Genomic DNA, 385 nt, shown 5'->3' with positions numbered 1-385 from the left:
GTACAGCATCGCCATAATCATGCCCATACTTATCATTGTATTCTTTGAAGCAGTCTACATCGATCATCAAAAGTGATAGATGCTCTCTATTTCGTTTGGCAGTCGCCACATTCTCTGTCAGACGCCTTTCATAGGCATGGCGATTTGCTATGGTTGTTAAGCTATCGGTTTCGCTAATGATCAATAACTCTTCTACTGCTTTTTCTAACTCAAGCGTTCTACTTTTAACCCGAGACTCAAGCGCGTAGTTCAGTTCTTCTATTTCAATATTTACCTGTTTTTGTTCAGTAATATCGACGGATACAACCATAAAATAATCAATATGATCATTCTCAGCATTATGATCACTAATCGGAACAATGGTCGAGTGGAACCACATTACATT

Annotated in this window: 1 protein-coding gene; it reads right to left on the bottom strand. The window is 38.4% G+C overall.

Features of this window, described 5'->3' with window-relative positions:
* Positions 1-385: GGDEF domain-containing protein (locus tag QWI17_RS08910; protein WP_302722165.1), on the bottom strand; the 385-nt coding region annotated here is incomplete at both ends.

The organism is Gilvimarinus gilvus (assembly GCF_030518155.1).
GTDB lineage: Bacteria > Pseudomonadota > Gammaproteobacteria > Pseudomonadales > Cellvibrionaceae > Gilvimarinus > Gilvimarinus gilvus.
This window is presented reverse-complemented; position numbering and strand designations above follow the sequence as displayed.